At 48.2% G+C, this 16,450-nt stretch carries 12 protein-coding genes; 6 read left to right on the forward strand and 6 right to left on the reverse strand.

Going from position 1 to position 16,450, the window contains the following annotated elements; all coding sequences use genetic code 11:
* Positions 1-93: 93 nt before the first annotated feature.
* Together ACDC99_RS02470 and ACDC99_RS02475 are read right to left on the reverse strand one after the other, a co-directional pair.
* Complete coding sequence (locus ACDC99_RS02470) at positions 94-2,076, reverse strand: sensor histidine kinase (RefSeq protein WP_370755702.1); 1,983 nt, start codon at positions 2,074-2,076, stop codon at positions 94-96.
* Between the two features lie 15 nt (positions 2,077-2,091).
* A complete protein-coding gene (locus ACDC99_RS02475; RefSeq protein ID WP_370755704.1) occupies positions 2,092-2,475 on the reverse strand; it encodes a response regulator in 384 nt (127 codons plus the stop codon).
* Positions 2,476-3,633: 1,158 nt separating this feature from the next.
* Between ACDC99_RS02475 and ACDC99_RS02480 the strand changes: the two genes are divergently transcribed.
* Entirely contained in the window at positions 3,634-6,372 is a 2,739-nt protein-coding gene (locus ACDC99_RS02480; RefSeq protein WP_370755705.1) for a substrate-binding domain-containing protein, read from the forward strand.
* Between the two features lie 957 nt (positions 6,373-7,329).
* On the opposite strand, the gene ACDC99_RS02485 is transcribed toward ACDC99_RS02480, so the two are convergent.
* Positions 7,330-8,355, reverse strand: coding sequence for an IS110 family RNA-guided transposase (locus ACDC99_RS02485; RefSeq protein WP_042517114.1), 1,026 nt, complete (start codon positions 8,353-8,355; stop codon positions 7,330-7,332).
* A 489-nt stretch (positions 8,356-8,844) separates the two neighbouring features.
* Between ACDC99_RS02485 and ACDC99_RS02490 the strand changes: the two genes are divergently transcribed.
* The 4 genes from ACDC99_RS02490 to gluP all read left to right on the forward strand — a co-directional run bounded on the left by ACDC99_RS02490 (position 8,845) and on the right by gluP (position 13,054).
* Positions 8,845-9,711, forward strand: a complete 867-nt coding sequence (locus ACDC99_RS02490; protein ID WP_370755706.1) for a DNA/RNA non-specific endonuclease — start codon at positions 8,845-8,847, stop codon at positions 9,709-9,711.
* Between the two features lie 254 nt (positions 9,712-9,965).
* Complete coding sequence (locus tag ACDC99_RS02495; protein ID WP_022317658.1) at positions 9,966-10,751, forward strand: Nif3-like dinuclear metal center hexameric protein; 786 nt, start codon at positions 9,966-9,968, stop codon at positions 10,749-10,751.
* A 7-nt stretch (positions 10,752-10,758) separates the two neighbouring features.
* A complete protein-coding gene (locus ACDC99_RS02500; protein ID WP_044064767.1) occupies positions 10,759-11,610 on the forward strand; it encodes a zinc ribbon domain-containing protein in 852 nt (283 codons plus the stop codon).
* A gap of 196 nt (positions 11,611-11,806) precedes the next feature.
* Positions 11,807-13,054 carry a glucose/galactose MFS transporter gene (gene gluP, locus ACDC99_RS02505; protein ID WP_022317660.1) on the forward strand — a complete coding sequence of 416 codons (1,248 nt, stop codon included), beginning with the start codon at positions 11,807-11,809 and terminating at the stop codon, positions 13,052-13,054.
* Between the two features lie 152 nt (positions 13,055-13,206).
* Here the strand turns inward: gluP and ACDC99_RS02510 are convergent, their stop codons facing one another.
* The 3 genes from ACDC99_RS02510 to ACDC99_RS02520 form a co-directional block, all read right to left on the reverse strand.
* A complete protein-coding gene (locus ACDC99_RS02510) occupies positions 13,207-14,091 on the reverse strand; it encodes a carbon-nitrogen hydrolase (RefSeq protein ID WP_022317661.1) in 885 nt (294 codons plus the stop codon).
* A 390-nt stretch (positions 14,092-14,481) separates the two neighbouring features.
* The gene (locus ACDC99_RS02515) at positions 14,482-15,516 is read right to left on the reverse strand and encodes an agmatine deiminase family protein (protein WP_042518729.1); all 1,035 of its coding nucleotides are present in this window, start codon (positions 15,514-15,516) and stop codon (positions 14,482-14,484) included.
* Positions 15,517-15,547: 31 nt separating this feature from the next.
* Positions 15,548-16,081 carry a peptidase associated/transthyretin-like domain-containing protein gene (locus tag ACDC99_RS02520; protein ID WP_370755709.1) on the reverse strand — a complete coding sequence of 178 codons (534 nt, stop codon included), beginning with the start codon at positions 16,079-16,081 and terminating at the stop codon, positions 15,548-15,550.
* Between the two features lie 48 nt (positions 16,082-16,129).
* On the opposite strand from ACDC99_RS02520, the gene ACDC99_RS02525 reads away from it, so the two are divergent.
* Positions 16,130-16,312, forward strand: a complete 183-nt coding sequence (locus tag ACDC99_RS02525; protein WP_370755711.1) for a hypothetical protein — start codon at positions 16,130-16,132, stop codon at positions 16,310-16,312.
* The last annotated feature ends 138 nt before the right edge of the window (positions 16,313-16,450 follow it).

Raw genomic sequence — 16,450 nt, forward strand, 5'->3', positions numbered from 1 at the left:
TAATGTGTTGTCTCTGTCCTTCGCTCATCTTGATATTCGTGACGCCTTCCTGTCAACTCGTTAACTTGTCCACTCGTTAACTCGTCAACTCGTCTATATCTCCTTCAGCACTTTTTTCAGTTTCCTCATTTTTACCCCCCCCCGACTCATTTTGCTCAGGTTGAGCGGATGTGTGAACACCATACGTGTGCCGTTGGTGTACGATGTGTCAAGCCATATCTTGCCGCCCATGCTCTCTGTCAGCACCCTGCAGAGAGGCAGTCCCAGACCGGTGCCCTGCACGTATTGGTTCAGTTTCACGAACCGTCCGAACACCACTTCCGCTTTGTCCTCAGGTATTCCGCAGCCAGTGTCAGTCACGGCGAACGTGATGTAGTCGGTGTCGTAGTCAGGGCGTATGGTGAGTTTTATGAATCCCTTCTTGGTGTATTTGCTGGCGTTCGACAGCAGGTTTATCATCACCTGTTTGAGTCGTATCGGGTCGGTGTATATCATGAGTCTCTCATCGCTGGGGAAATCCTCTATGTATTCTACATCTTCCAGTTTGCTGGCGTGTTTCACCGACAGTATGCTTGTTCGGCTAAGGGCTATCACGTCGCATTCCTCCGGACTGATAGGCAGTTTGCCTGATTCGATTTTCGATATGTCGAGGATGTCGCTTATCAGGTTGAGCAGCATGTCCGAGTTCTCCTTTATCACGTGGCAGAACTGCTTCTTCTCCTCCTCCTCGTAGTCGTCCTCTTCAAGAAGATTCGCAAATCCCACTATGGCGTTCAGCGGAGTGCGTAACTCGTGGCTCATGTTGGCGATGAACGAAGTCTTCACGTTGTTTGCTCTTTCTGCTATGTCCTTCGCTCTTTTCAGTTCCTCGCTCTGTATTTCGAGAGCGTCTCTCAGTCTTTTCATCTTCAAGAGATAGTATATTGCGAGAACCAGGGCGATGGCGAGGAAAGCGAATACAGCGAGTGTTGGCAATATTATGCTTTTGTTTGCCGAGAAGAAGTGTGTCGCTGTGTTCAGCACCACGGTGTCTTGTGGCAGTTCGGCATCTTCCTTATTGAAGGCTTCGAGCATTTTCTGGTCGAAGGTATATGTAGACGGTATGATATGGAAGAGGCTCCCTCTTGTCTTCTTGCCGTAGAGATATTCTATTGCCATGTCGGCAAGCATCTTTCCCTGTGGAGTATATTCCGGTGTGTATCCTCCTATCGCCCAGTTGTCCATTCCGGTTGACGACAGCGAGAATGCCGGAATCTGCGGGTTTGCCTTTCTCAACACGTCGTCGGTGCTTGTCAGACTATAGTTCTCGCTGCTGTCTATGCGCCATGTGCCGAGCCACAACACGGTGTTCTTCCCGTTGAGGTTCTTCAGTTTGTTGCAGATTTCAAACATCGTGTTGCTCCTTCCGTCGAGCAACACCAGTTCTATATCCTTGTGGCGCTTCATGTGTCTTATCACGTGGGTCTGCATGGCGAGTCCGCCCAGGGTGAAGTCGGTGATGAGGGCAATCCTCTTTGTGTTGGGGAACAACAGTCTGGTCAGTTCCAGATTCTTTTCTATGTCGTACTTATAGAATATGCCGCCCACGATATTGAATCCCTGTATCTCGTCGTAATAAACCGCCTTTGGCTGGATGGTCCGTATGTTGCAGCTGTCGTCCTGGCTTATCAGCGTGTTGGTGCTCACGATAGCCGGCATCACGGGAGTGCGCCTTGCAATGTCGGAATTCTGCGACAGGAACGCCGACCATGCCTCCTGTCCGAGCGGGATGATGAGGTCTGGCGGCGACAGTCTGTGTTTGTTCAGAATGCCTGCCATGCGGTATTTCCATTCGTGCCCCTCGCTTAGTCCCTTGCAGTTCAGGTTCTCTATGTCGAGTCTGATGTCGTTCTCTCCCTTATTTTTCAGCTCCTGCAGGATGTCGGATAGGGTGGTATACATCCTCTTGGTGTCGGGGTTATACGAGGTTATCACGAGAATCCTCTTGGTTTCTCGTGCGAAGGCGGCGTTGGCATGCGACAATGCCATGACGCACACGGTCAGGACCAGCAGTCCCGTTCTTATGTGTCTCGTCATTCCCCTCATGATGGGCTATCCCAGGATTATTTCCGCTTGTCGGCGAATCGTGTCGAGCAGCTTGTTCTGCAGGATAGGCTTTTCGATGAAGTCGTTCACCCCCAGATCATAGCATTCCGCCATGTTCACCTCGTCTGTTATTGCCGATGTCACGATTATCGCCACCTCGTCTTTGCCATGTTTGCTTCTCACGCTGCGAATCACGTCCCATCCGTCAACGCCCGGCATCATGAGGTCAAGGATTATGATGTCCGGGTTGAAGGATTCAATTTTTTTCAGAGCCTCCTCTCCGCTCAGAGCGGTATCGGAGTAGGCATCGAGTTTCTTCTTTATTATGGTAGAGATCAGTGTTACGTTAGTAGGAATGTCGTCAACGATCAGTATCTTGCATTTTTTCATAAATTCATTTTTTCAAGTATTCATGCAAAGGTAATTCTTTTTTCAATTAAACACTATTTGTATGTAATATTTTTTTGTAAAAACGTTTGTCATATTCTTCTTCTTTTGAGAAATTAGTTCACTTACATGGAATTGTTTTCCTGAAACAAAGTGTCAAAGTATCATTTCCAGCCATTTATTCCAGTTTATGTATCTGAAAGAGAGCGTGTTGCGTGAATGATACTTTTCCGTTATCCTTACAAAGAAGTATCATAGAAGTATCATGGAAGTATCATCAGACCATGTAGCCATTGCATTCCTTTCCTGCGGTTTCGTTCTGTGAATGTTTTGGGCACATTCCGGGCAGTATCCGTGCCCACTTGGGGCAACGTGCTTGCCCAACATGGGCAACGTGCTTGCCCCACTTGGGCACGGTGCTTGCCCATTTCGTGAAGAATTATACCGGACAACAATAAGTCTTGTTATTTCAAAGCATTATGCCGGAATGAACAAAAAGACATGACAGAGCAATATCTTTGCAGTCCGGTCGTTATCTATACCAATGAATACGGCATCTTAGAACTGCAAGTCATAAATGCAGAAAATAGATTGCTATTACAAGAGATGCAGGCACAGAAATTTCTGCCATGCCCCAATACCCCCAAAACGTTCATTAGGCCGTTTTGGCTTAAAGCAATGACACTCATCCGCATGAAGGATTTTCAGTAGCCTTGTGGCCGGCCTGTGGTCTGTCTGAAAAGAAGAAATTTTATCGGCAAATGGACTTAATGTGAAAAGAATGTCGTATATTTGCAGAGTGAATGTATTGAAAGTATAAGGATATCTACAATTATCTACGAAGCATAAGAGGAGGTCGTTGTGACGACTGTCATGAATCGGAAAATGCAATTACATTGTGATGGGCGCAATGGGATATCCCCATGTGCTGTTAAGGGGACTTTTTCGGTAAACCGGATTGACGGGTCGAAACATGCTTTTGTTCTGTCAGGGCGATAAGCGCAGAGCTTTGTAATAAGACGCAGACGGAAATCCAATGACAGACTTCCTGTGCTATATATAATAGGTATATAATTAATATAGAGATGTAACTTGATGCGTAAAAGTATTTTTGATATTATGATTCAGAATAAAACAAACTTTGGTCGGAAGTTATCCACTATGGTGGCGGCAGTAATGCTGGCATCAGTGGCGGCAATGTCTCTGGTTTGCTGTTCCGAAAAAACACATAAATATAGAATCGGCATCTCCCAATGCTCCGACGACAGCTGGCGCCAAAAGCAGAACAGTGAGTTCCGCTTCATGAGTTATATCAACGATTCCGTGGAAGTAGACATCAAGTCGGCCAAAGACAACAACGCACAGCAGGCAGCACAGATAGACAGTCTGGTGGACGAAGGCATCGACCTCCTTGTGGTGTGTCCCAACCAGCTCGACGGCGTGACCAAAGCCATTGAACGCGCCTACGACAAAGGCATTCCCGTGATATTCTTTGACAGAACGACGAACTCCAACAAATACACCGCCTTTATCGGTTGCGACAACTATCGCATCGGTTTCGACCTCGGTACATACATCGCCAACCAGCTCAACGGCAGCGGTAGGGTGGTGGAGATACGCGGTCTCGAAAATTCGTCGCCAGCCAAGGGTAGGCACGAGGGATTCATGGATGCCATGAAAAAATATCCCGGAGTGGAAGTCGTGGCGAGCGAGGGAGCCGATTGGGAGCAAAGTGGAGCCGAAAGGGCTATGGAGAAGATATTGGCTAAGACCACCGATTTCGACTATGTCTATGCCCATAACGACCGTATGGCTTATGCGGCATTCCTCACCATGAGCCGACACAATCTTGCAGGAAAGGCGAAATTCGTTGGTGTTGACGGACTGCTCGGCAAAGGTGGCGGAGTGGAAATGGTGAATGATGGCATTCTTGACGCATCGTATCTTAACCCGACAGGAGGAAAGGAAGTGATAGACCTCGCAATGAAGATACTCACAGGCAAGGACTTCAACCGCAGCAACAGCCTCTCTACCACCATCATCACGAAAAACAATGCCGAACTGACACTGATGACCGACCTGAACGCCGAGCAGCAGAGAAATATGCTCGAACAGTTGCACAACCAGGTGGACAAATACCAGAGATACAACAGCGGACAGGAACTGTTTATCAGTCTGCTGGGAGTATTACTTGTGCTCCTCATTTTAGCCGTAGTGATGATGCGGAGGAGCAGTATGGCAAAAGGCAAGCTCGCGCAGCAGCTCACCAAACGCAACGAAGAACTGAACAAGCTCAATACCGAAGTGATAGCGCTCACACAATCGCGTCTCAAGTTCTTCACCAACGTGAGCCATGAGCTGCGCACTCCGCTCACGCTCATCGTAGACCCCGTGGAGCAACTCTTCAAAGACGAAAAACTGAGTAAACACGGCAGAAACCTCCTTGTCATCGTGCGCCGCAATGCCAATGCCCTGCGGCAGCTCGTTGACGACATCATGGACTTCAGGAAGATACAGAACGGCAGCGTGAAACTGCATCTCCGCAATTTCAGTCTGGCAGAAAAGGTGAGACAATGGGTGAGCGACTTTTATCCTACGGTGGAGAAGAAAAACGTGAACCTTGAGATAAACACAGACAAATATACCGACAGCGACTTTGTTGGCGATGAGGAAAAGATAAACCGCATCGTCTTCAATCTCGTAAGCAATGCCGTGAAGTTCACTCCTGCCGGAGGAACCGTTATGGTGACGCTGCGCGACATGCCCGACAATAAGGTGCTTATCAGCGTGAGCGATACCGGCAAGGGAATACCGGAGGAAGACCGCGAAAAAGTGTTTGAGCGATTCTTCCAGACCGAAGGCACGGAGGGAGGCACAGGCATAGGACTCGCCATCGTGAAGGCATACGCCGAACTGCACGGAGGCCAAGTGATGGTGAGCAGTCATGAGGGACAGGGCTCCAATTTCATTGTGGTGATACCGAGAGAACACGGTGGCGAGCAGTTGGAAGACATGGCTGTGGAGAGTTGTTGTTACACGGTCGATGACGAAGACGCCGGCGCCGGCAATAATTATACGGCAATGCCGGCAGATGAAGATGCTGGCGTGAAACACAGTCTGGTGCAGAAAGTGATAGGCGGCGACAACAAACCGACGCTGCTCATCGCCGACGACAACAAGGAGATAAGAGATTATATGAAGGCGCTACTGTCAGACGACTATGTCATCATAGAGGCTGCCGACGGCAACGAGGCTCTAAAGATGGCGAGGACATTCCATCCAGACCTCGTCATCAGCGATGTCATGATGCCGGGAATCGATGGACTGGAACTCTGTGCGGAGCTGAAACGAAACTCCGCCACCAGTCAGACACCCGTAATCATCGTTTCGGCAAAGGCTCTCGACGAACAGAAGATAGAAGGCTATGAGAACGGTGCCGACTCGTATATCACGAAACCATTCAGTTCGAAACTTCTGAGAACGCGAATAGAAAACCTGCTGAGCAGCCGCCGGAAGCTCAAGGATTCAATCACGGGCATGCAGGATGTGACGGAAGACCCTGTAGGCATGTCAAGCTCCGACCAGGAGTTTGTGGAACGTCTGCGTCTCATCATACAGCATAATATGGGCTACAGCGAGTTTGGCGTTGAGGCTATCGGCAGAGAAATGGGACTCAGCAGAGTGCAGCTCTATCGCAAGGTGAAGGCAGTAATGGGCATCTCCGTAGTAGACCTGCTGCGCAAATCGCGTCTGCAGAGAGCGAAGTCGCAGCTGGAGCATACCGACAAGGGTATAGCCGAAATAGCATACGAGGTGGGGTTCTCCTCACCGTCATACTTCACCAAATGTTTCAAGGACGAGTATGGCATGCAGCCGAGCGATATAAGGAGCGGCAGATGATTTAATGCTGGCGCTCCGTCCTGATCCTTGTCTTATCGCGTCTTGTTTAATGTAGTCTTCTTATTGTGATGTTTTGTATTGCACTGTCACAAAACGCTGTAGATTGTCTCATTTCGCTCTATATTTGCATCGGTTATTGATAGTAATTGTGTCGTGATGTTTTATAAGTGAAAAACTATATTTCTGAATATTTCATCATAAAAAGGCTTCGGATAATTACTTTTTATAGTTATAAAATGTCCATTTTGCGCTATTTTTGATACCGTGAACGATTTTTATTATTATATGAAACAAATTTTATACTGCTTGGCGGGCTCTTACGATAACTTTGCAAGCGGAAATAAATATTGTAGATATTGGGAGCGGCAATCTGAGAAGACGCGACGCTCAGAAAAGACTCATTGGCAATCATATTCTATATGATGTAAGCCATATCGCTTTTATTCTCAATCCAATTTGATGCAGAAAAAAACGACCGCCAGTGAGTCTTTTTCAAGATGGTAACACAGCTATCCGCAACGATGATAATGCAAGGAAGGCATTAATGCGGTCGGCGACAAAGATATAGAATAGGTTTAGTTTAGTGTTGATGATGTGATAATCATCAGAAGATTGGTAAAAAGGTTAATTTTCAATAGGTAGTAAACAAATCAAGACCAATTTCTTTGGATGGTCCCTTGGCATAGAGAGCTTGCTGGGGGATCATCTTTTTTATGGTTTACAGAGTGTGACAATTCTGCTTTTTTTGCACTTCCGTCATTGGTGTATGACGATTTTCCGATTATTATCATTACCTTCGCAGTTGCAAACGAATAGAATGATGGATGTTTTTCCTTCATCCTGTGAAAATGGTGTGGCTATGCCATGGGAGAATGGCCTTTGACCAGACATTAAAGCAACTTAAACCCAAATCGCTTTCTATGTTAATATCCAAATGTTTTGACCATTATTTTCAATTTATGCTGAGATTTTATATTCAGGGGTGAATGTTTGGCGATTTCTGACCATGGCTGTGACCAAATGTACAAGTTTGTTCTTGACATTGTTCAGTGCAACCTGCTTCTTCTTTCCTCGTTCTACGAGGCGCATGTAGTACCTCGCCATAATGGGATTGAAGTTGACGGCAGCTAGTGCCGCTTGCGTCAGCATGGCCTTTATCTGGCGGTTAGCCATATAATGTACATGCGGATCGGAATGCACACTGGTTCCCGAATCTTTGCCAAATGGAGCTAGGCCGTAATAGCAGGCAATCTTGCGTGAGTCGTAGTTGAAACGCCGGAAGTTGTCGGTGTACACCATCAGGCACACAGCGTTCTGCGTTCCTATGCCAGGCACCGAGGTCACGATGGTGAACACCTCGGTGAGTTCCTCGTCCGACTTGATGAGATCGGCAATGCGCTTATCTATCTTCTCTATCTCCTTATTGAGTTCAGAGACGATGTGCCGTCCGCTCTGCGAAATCATTGTCTTGACTGGCGACTTCTCCATAGTGAGTCGCTTTTCGCCTCTACGCACCTGGAAACTGCATCTGTGTCTTACGATCATCTGACGGTATAGGAACAGCTCACGCAGTTGTGTAAGCGACTCGCTAAGAGGCTCGTACATAACGGCTTTATCGTAATTCCTCATGGCGTATTCTGCAATCATCGAGGCGTCAGCACGGTCAGACTTCAATCGTCTAAGACCAGATGCGTCTTTGATGCTCTTTGCGTTCTCAAGCCACATGTCGTAGCCTTTACCGTAGAGGAAGTTGCACAGTCCCTTGCTGTAGTCGCCCGTGTTCTCGCCACAGAAGAGCCACAAGGACGAGTCGATACCGCAGGAATTCTGCTCAACCCACTTGACCAACTGCCTATAGCCAGACACGGTTGTCTTGAACTCGTTGAACACTCTAGCAGCGGTTTCTGCCAGTCCGTCTGCAAAAAGGATAGCCACATCAACTTTTTCTTTCGAAAAATCAACTCCGATAAATAAATTCTTCATAACTTTGTACGAGTTATATTGTGTAGAATTGGTCAATAGTTGTATGGACTAACACTCTAACAAGGCTCAGAGCCGATAACTTTCTATCTGGTCTTTGCAACTATGTCGATGAGGACCTAAACGATTTATAGCTTTACGGCTGGGTCATTAGCTGGTTTACCTCTTCGACAGACCGATTCTACCTTTTTACAACAAAGGTACGAAACTGTCTTTAGCAATCATAGTTTTACCTTGATTATTTTGGAGTTTATGCGACTTCGTCGCAATCTTCTGCAAACTTAGAGGTCATTAGGGCTTGCCTGGATTTTGTTCTTTTAGAAGAGTGGATTTTGTTTGGCTTTTAATGAGTAATAGCGAGCTATTACGAATTAAAAACAAGCAAAAGACGCCTTATAAAAAACAAAAGACTGCAAGCAGTAAATATAAAATACAATAAACGGCCTAATGACCGTTTTGGGTTAAATAATACAGTTAAAGATATAATTCGAAATGAGAAAACTATTCAGGAAGCAGATACTTCTGCTCACAGTACTTGCCGTCTTCTTCGGATGCACCGCCAACGGCGGTTCGAAAGACATTGTCAAGGGGTTGATTGACGTTGCCACGAAGAGCGGTGTGGCGCAGGATAAAGCGGGGGCGTCGACTGTAGCTATTGCGGCTGCTGACCCGGACGGGTTGGAGATACCGGCTCCGCTGAAGGGAGTGAAAGAGCAGATACTCACTCGAAGAGGGTATGCCGTGTCGTATAACGCAGACACGAAACTCCCCAACTGGGTGGCATGGCGTCTCGACGCCAGCAGGCTGGAAGGCGGTGTGAAGCGTCCGCGCAAGGCATTTCATGAAGACGAAGACGTGGCAGAACCGAGAGCCACAGACTGGGACTACTACAGTTCTGGCTACGACCGCGGACACATGTGTCCGGCAGGCGACAACAAATGGGACAAAGAGGCGATGTGGGAGTCGTTTCTGTTCACCAATATCTGTCCGCAGAATCCCAGTCTGAACCGTGGCGACTGGAACGAGATGGAGAATGCCTGCCGCCGTTGGGCACAGCAATACGGCAAAGTGTACGTGGTGTGCGGTCCGGTTCTATATAAAGGCAAGCACAAGACCATCGGCAAGAATAAGGTCGTGGTGCCGGAAGCGTTCTTCAAGGTGGTGCTCTGTATGGAAGGCACTCCGAAGGCAATCGGTTTCATATACAAGAACGAGGATGGCAACCGTCCGAAAGGCGACTATGTGAACAGCGTAGACGAAGTGGAGCGCATCACAGGCATCGACTTCTTCCCGTCGCTTCCCGACGATGTGGAGAAGAAAGTGGAGAAAACCGCAAGTCCCGAAGATTGGGGAATCTGATGCGGTAGCAGATATACATCATTGCATAGAGTGTTTTTGTAACCCAAATTGGTCATCAAAACCGTGGAAATTACTTGTTTTCACCTTGTTGTTGGCTGATTTGGGTTAAAACATATTAATATATAGCGTAATTTCTTCAAGAAATCAGATAGTTTTGCTAATTTTGCACTCTAAAATATTATAATAGGTATATTCCGCATGTCAGCGGTGTGCAACAGGTAAAAGCGGAATGAACATTTTAAAGGCTGTAAAGCGTGAAAATAATAGAAGTGGTTCGTGCCCTTGAGCGTTTCGCGCCTCTGCCCTTGCAGGAGAGCTTTGATAATGCCGGCTTGCAGGTTGGATTGACAGAGGCGGAAGTTTCAGGGGCATTATTGTGTCTTGACGTGACGAGCAGCATCGTTGACGAGGCGGTAGAAAAGGGGTGCAACCTCATTGTCTCACACCATCCGCTCATCTTCCGTCCGCTGAAAAGAGTGGTGGGGGCTGACGACGTACAGAGGGCAGTGGCAAAGGCTATCAAGCATGACATCACGATCCTCTCCATGCACACCAACATGGACAATGCCCAGGGTGGCGTAAACTTCAAGATGGCAGAGAAGATGCAGCTCACCGGTGTGAAGTTCTTCACCGAGAAACAGGTGGATGGCATCACATGCGGCAGCGGAGTGATGGGAGAGTTGCCAGGTGCAATGGCGGCAGACGATTTCATCATGATGCTCAAACGGGAGTTCGATGTGGAGTGCGTGCAGTGCAACCAGCTGCTGCGACGCCCTATCCGCACGGTAGCCATCTGCGGAGGAGCAGGGTCGTTCCTCCTGCCGGAAGCGATAGCCGCCGGTGCCGACGCCTTCGTGACGGGAGAGATGCACTATCATGATTATTTCGCTCATGAGCAGGAAATACAGATTGCCGTAATCGGCCACTATCAGAGCGAACAATATACATACGAAATATTTAAATCAATAATCGAGGAGCAGTGTGAAGGAGTGAGATGCGTTGTCACAAGCCAGAACACCAATCCTATAATTTATTTGTAAAAGCAATATGGCTAAAAAAGATCCTACAGATTTGACAGTAGAAGAGAAGTTGGAGACTCTTTACAAGTTGCAGACCACATTGTCGGCCATCGACGAGAAAAGAGCCCTCAGAGGAGAGCTGCCTCTCGAGGTGCAAGACCTTGAGGACGAGATTGCCGGTCTTACCACCCGTGTGGAGAAGATCAAGGGCGAGATAGAAGACTTCCAGCAGGCTGTCACCCAGAAGAAGGCCGAGATCGCCGCTGCACAGATAAGCGTGAAGAAATACAACGAACAGCTCGACGACGTGCAGAACAACCGTGAGTATGACACGCTGAAGAAGGAGATTGAGTTCCAGACACTTGAGATAGAGCTTTGCAACAAGAAGATCCGTGAGGCTGCCACCAAGGTGGAGGAGCGCAAGAGCGACCTGAAGCGTGCTGAGGAGCAGATCGACGACCGCAAGCAGGCTCTCGAAGAGAAGAAGAACGAGCTCGACGAGATTATCGAGGAGACACGTGCCGAAGAGGAACGCCTCAGAGACAAAGCCAAGGATCTGGAGATGAAGGTGGAGCCACGTCTGCTCACAAGCTTCAAGCGTATCCGCAAGAACGCCCGCAACGGCCTCGGCATCGTTTACGTGCAGCGTGACGCCTGTGGTGGTTGCTTCAACAAGATTCCGCCTCAGAGACAGCTCGACATCAAGATGCACAAGAAGATTATCGTTTGCGAATACTGCGGACGTATCATGATAGACCCGGAACTTGCCGGAGTGAAGACTGTGGCAGAGGAGGATAAGCCGAAGCGCAAGCGTACTATCCGCAAGCGCACAGTGGTGAAGAAGGAAATGATCGGTGTGCCAGAGGACAGACTGTCGTAAAGATATCGGTTGACGGGTTGACAAATCTATGGATTGAAGAGGAGAAATCCCGGAGGTTCATGAATTTGTCAGCCCGTCAGTTCATGTTATAAACTATTGACTATTTATTATTGACCTGTGGCTCGTCAGCTCGTTTGCTTGCCAACTCGTCAATTTGTACTCAACAAACATAAATATATAAACATATTACTAACTTATGGACAATATTCAAAAGAAGCAGGCGCCTAACTATACGTTTGCGCTTATCGTGATGTTTGCCGTGATGTTTCTTATCGGCTTCATCACAACAATGAACAATTCGATGATTGAGTTCTGCAAAGAGGCTTTCGGACTGAAAGACTCTCAGGGACAGTTGGTAAACACAGCATTCTATGGAGCCTATGCTCTCTCTATTCCTCTTGGAATGATGATGAACAAGATAGGCTACAAGAAGACCCTGCTGCTCGGACTCGCCGTTGTGGGCATCGGATTCGTAATCAACTACTTTGGCATTTCGTCGCTGCTCGGTATGGAGACATCGGTGATATATTCCGTGTTCCTCGGCAGCATGTTCATCGTGGCTCTCGGTATCGTGATGCTTCAGCTCGTGGCAAATCCATACGTCATGGTGCTCGGTTCGCCGGAAAAGGGAGCTTTCCGCATGACATTGTCTAATGCCCTCAACTCCGCTGCCACTACTGTGGCACCGGTATTCATCACCTACGTAATCATCGCCGGCAAGGCCAAGACTCCCGATGCAGTGCCCGGACCATATCTCGGACTCGGCATCTTCACTCTTATCCTGTGTGTCGTGCTTTTCTTCATGAAGTTGCCGAACATCAACGAGGAGCAGCAGGCAGAAGAGGAGGGCGGTGAGCGCAAGGAGTATAAGAGCAGCGTGTTCAGCTATGCTCACGTTTGGTTCGGTATGCTCGGCATTTTCTTCTATTTGGGTATCGAGCTCGGAGTGCCATCCATGTTGCCTGCTTATTTCAAGAGCAATCCGGAATTGGCAGCCTATGGCACAGCGACAGACTTCCTTCCTTATTATTGGGGCGGAATGATGGTCGGCAGGTTCGTGGGAGCTGCTATTCTCAATAAGTTCAAACCGCGTCGTATCCTCTCCATTTGCCTTTGCTGCGGAGCCTTGTGTGTGGCAGCTTCGTTCTTCCTCACCGGCATCGCTTCTGTATGGGCAATGCTTGCCGCAGGACTCTTCCATTCTGTGATGTGGCCGTTGGTGTTCAACCTCGGTCTGCAGGAACTCGGTCCGCATACGAAGAAGGCATCCGGTATCATCAACCTTGGTGTTGTCGGTGGCGCCACTCTCCCGTTGCTTATGGGATGGATCGTTGACAACCCGGCACTTGGCGTTGGCTATGCTGTGGCAATGATGTTCATCTATTATGTATACGTGTTCTGGTTCTGCAACTTCGGCAGCAAAATAGGACTTAGCAAGAAATAAGGCAGTTTAGAATAATGGCAAAATAAATGACGGGCAGACAGGAAATGAATCCTTGTCTGCCCGTCTTGTTGGTATGCGATATATTTAACCCAAATCGGTCATTAGGACGTTTACTTTATTTTTTTATGACTGCTTGGTTGTAATCCACTTGTCTAATCAATAAACCTCTTTGTTATGTCGCCATATTCATCAATGCGGCGGTCGCGCAGGAATGGCCACCAACGGCGTACCTGCTCACTGTGGCCGAGGTCGATGTCGAGAACGAGACTCTCCTCATCGTCGTCAGAAGCCTGATAGAAGAGTTCGCCCTGTGGACCGGCAACGAACGAACTGCCCCAGAACTGTATTCCCTTTGTCTGTCCCGATGGGTCTGGCTCAAAGCCAACGCGGTTTACTGTCACTACCGGCAGTCCGTTGGCCACGGCATGTCCTCGCTGCACCGTTGTCCACGCCGTGCGCTGGCGCTGTTGCTCCTCTGGTGTGTCGCTTGTTTCATATCCGATGGCGGTAGGGTAGATGAGCAGATCAGCTCCCTGGAGCGCCATCAGGCGTGCTGCCTCAGGATACCACTGGTCCCAGCATACGAGCACTCCGAGTTTTCCCACTGAAGTCTGTATCGGATGGAATCCCAGGTCGCCGGGAGTGAAATAGAATTTCTCGTAGTATGCCGGATCGTCAGGGATGTGCATCTTGCGGTATTTGCCCGCTATCGTTCCGTCTTTCTCTATCACCACGGCGGTGTTGTGGTAGAGTCCTGCAGCTCTCTTTTCGAAGAGCGATATCACCATCACCACTCCCAGGCGGCGTGCCAGTTCACCGAAGAAGTCGGTAGACGGTCCGGGTATTGTCTCCGCGAGGTCGAAGTTGTTCACATCTTCCACCTGACAGAAATACAGGGAGTTGTGCAGCTCAGAGAGGATGATCAGTTCGGCGCCACGTCTGGCGAGGTCTGTCACGTTCTCCTCTATGGCTTTCATATTTTCAATGATGTCTGCAGTCTTCTTCTGCTGCAGAATTCCTATTCTTAGTTGGCTCATATTGTTATTTTGTATTTAGTTATCTTTTTTGTTGCCTTGTATATCCAGGGATTTTCAGAGGCATGCAAACCATTTTGTTACTTTGCATATCCAAGTACTTTCAGAGACATGCAAACCATTCCCTCCCCTACGGGGGAGGACAGGTGGGGGCTGCTGTCATAGGTATTCATTGCCTGGCAATAATTATCAGCCCCCTCTCGTTCTCCCCCGTAGGGGAGATGCAGGTTACTCCGTTGCTGTTTTCCTCTGAGGTTACTCTTCTTGTCATTTTCATCAGCTGCCTTCACCGGTCATTACTATCTGTCCCTCCCCTACGGGGGAGGTTAGGTGGGGGCTGCTGTCAGCAGAATAACATGACTTGGTTTCGCCCGTCAAAGACTCTTTCCCTGTCTATTTGAAATACTGCATTGAGCAGCAGTGCAGCGAACCATGCTGTCTCACCACCACGCTGCTGTCTATGCCAATCAGTTCCCTGTAGGGGAAAGCCTCTGCTATGACGCGTCGTGCCTCCTCGTCGTTCTCCGGTTGGTTGTATGTAGGATAAATCACGGCATCGTTTATGATGATGAAGTTGGCGTATGTGGCAGGCAGTCGTTCACCGTCCTCATACATCGCCTCCGGCATCGGCAGCTTCAGCAGACGGTATGGTCTGCCGTCGTTGGTGCGCAGCGTGGCGAGTTGTTCTTCCATGCGGTGCAGCTCGTCGTATTGCTCATCCTCCTTGTCGTCGCATCCCACATACACCAGCGTGTCGTCGGGTGCAGTGCGCACCAGCGTGTCGATATGTCCGTCGGTGTCGTCGCCTGTTAGATGTCCGTAGTCTATCCATACTATGCGGTCGGCACGTAGCGACTCCTTCAGCCGCTTCTCTATTTCCTGTCGCGAGAGAGGTTGGTTGCGGTGGGGGGCAAGCAGACAGCAGCTCGTGGTGAACACCGTTCCCTTGCCGTCGCTCTCTATCGATCCGCCTTCGAGCACGAAGTCGTTGTGGTCTTCATACCGTCCTTCCACGATGCCGTTTTCATACAGACTGCGGTTGATGGAATTGTCGAGGGACGCTTCGAATTTCTCGCCCCATCCGTTGAAGCGGAAGTCGAGCAGCGTGAGAGGGCCGTCTTCAGCATTCCTCTCCTTCAGCGAGATGAAGGCGTGGTCTCTTGCCCATGTGTCGTTGGTAGGACACTGGTGTAGCGTCACCCTTTTCATCTGCTCTTCAGAAAGTCTGCCGCATAGCATCCTCTCTACCTCCTTCGTGTCGGGTGCCACGATAATCAGCGGTTCATATCTTGTTATGGCATCCGCCATCTCCACATACGTGTTGTTTATCTCGTCGAGACAATAGTTCCAGTCCGTGTCCTTATGAGGCCACGTCAGTTGCAGTGCCCTTTGTCTTTCCCATTCAGCGGGCAGGTATAGGTTGTTCATGCAATGATGTTTTTTTCCTGTTATATATGGGTTAATAATTATCCAATATCTGTTTGCGCTTCTGTTTCTTCACCTCCTTTTTGTGTTCTATGCTTCGCTGTATAGGGTTGGTGATGAGTTTCAGCAGTCCGAGAATGTCGAAACCATTCGTCGGCTTTATGCCAAGCAATTGTTTGTCGATTGTCGTCATTCTTGTGAAATCTCTTATTTTTCCCCTCTTGCCGTATACCACCACTTCGTTGAGCATCCTTGCCGATGGCAGCATAAACACCGTGTCGGTCAACTCCTTGTGGTTCAACACCCTCTTTTCGAAGTTCGGATGATAGAATGCCACAGTCTGGAATTTCTCCGGCAGTTGGAATATACCGTCCCATGGAGTCTTTATGGTACTGTCGTTGTCGCATTTCACGAACACGTTTCTCAGCGGTTGTTTCGTTGAGGCATCTATTACGATACCCTTCCGTTGTGCCGAGGCATGACAAACGATGGTCAGCATCCATAAGGTCGTTATCCATCTCGCCACCGCCATGCCGTGTTCTGACTCAATGTTTCGTAATCCGCTCATATCTCCATCAGGTTCAGAAAAGTTGTCTACAAAGATAATGCAAACCGAATGCAAAATGAAATAAATGGATTTATTTCTTTTGCTGAGGTGCCGCTTATCTTATACAAAGATAATGCAAACCGAATGCAAAATGAAATAAATGATTTTATTTCTTTTGCTGAGGTGCAGTTTATTTTATACAAAGGTAATGACATTTCTCTATCCTTTGGCAATCCCACACCAAAGTTTTAAGCAATATTTTGGCATTTTATATCATATTATTGCTGTCCGGTGAAACTCCAAAGTGCAATAATAAAAATTACATTGAACCCAAATCGGTCATTAGACCGTTTAATGTATAATTATAATAACTGCTTGCAGTCTTTTGTT

The sequence above is a fragment of the Prevotella pectinovora genome, assembly GCF_041323955.1.
In the GTDB taxonomy this organism is placed as follows: domain Bacteria; phylum Bacteroidota; class Bacteroidia; order Bacteroidales; family Bacteroidaceae; genus Prevotella; species Prevotella pectinovora.